This is a genomic window from Pseudomonas sp. MWU13-3659, assembly GCF_023757525.1.
Classification (GTDB): domain Bacteria; phylum Pseudomonadota; class Gammaproteobacteria; order Pseudomonadales; family Pseudomonadaceae; genus Aquipseudomonas; species Aquipseudomonas entomophila_E.
Map to the genome: position 1 here is coordinate 1 of NZ_JAMSHW010000109.1, position 507 is coordinate 507.

1 protein-coding gene is annotated in these 507 nt (G+C 62.7%); it reads left to right on the forward strand.

Annotated elements, in window-relative coordinates:
- Positions 1-304: 304 nt before the first annotated feature.
- On the forward strand, positions 305-507 hold a 203-nt coding region (locus tag NGM28_RS28535; RefSeq protein WP_252092555.1), incomplete at its 3' end, for a DUF3077 domain-containing protein.

Genomic DNA, 507 nt, shown 5'->3' on the forward strand with positions numbered 1-507 from the left:
TGCGCGCAGACCGTGGCGCATCAGGCTGTTCTGCTGCATCCCAAGTCGCCCGTGTCGATTCTGGTCATGGCCGCGATGCATGAAATGGAGGCGCTGCGGGTGCTGCTCGAATCGGCGTTGATTCAGGTGCAGATGCCGCAGGTGGAGCCTCGGACGTTGCATTGAGCCGGTATGTCGTGAGTTGACTGGGCGGGCCCTGTTCGCCGGCAAGCCGGCTCCTACGAGGGGCGCGATTCGCCTGTAGGAGCCGGCTTGCCGGCGAATGGGCCAGGCCAGGCACCGAAGATTTCAGGGAGATTGAGCCATGAGCACAGACGACACCACGCCCCACACCACCGTGGGCAAGACCAAGTTCTACCAGGGTGAAAAGCATACCGACCCGCTGTTCTGCATCGAACCCGGCATCCCTTGCCAGCACGCACGGGAACAGGCTTCGGAGTTGATGGGCTGCGTGTGCGACCTGACCATCACCGGGATCATGGAGGACAAGCCTCAGCTGATCTGGGC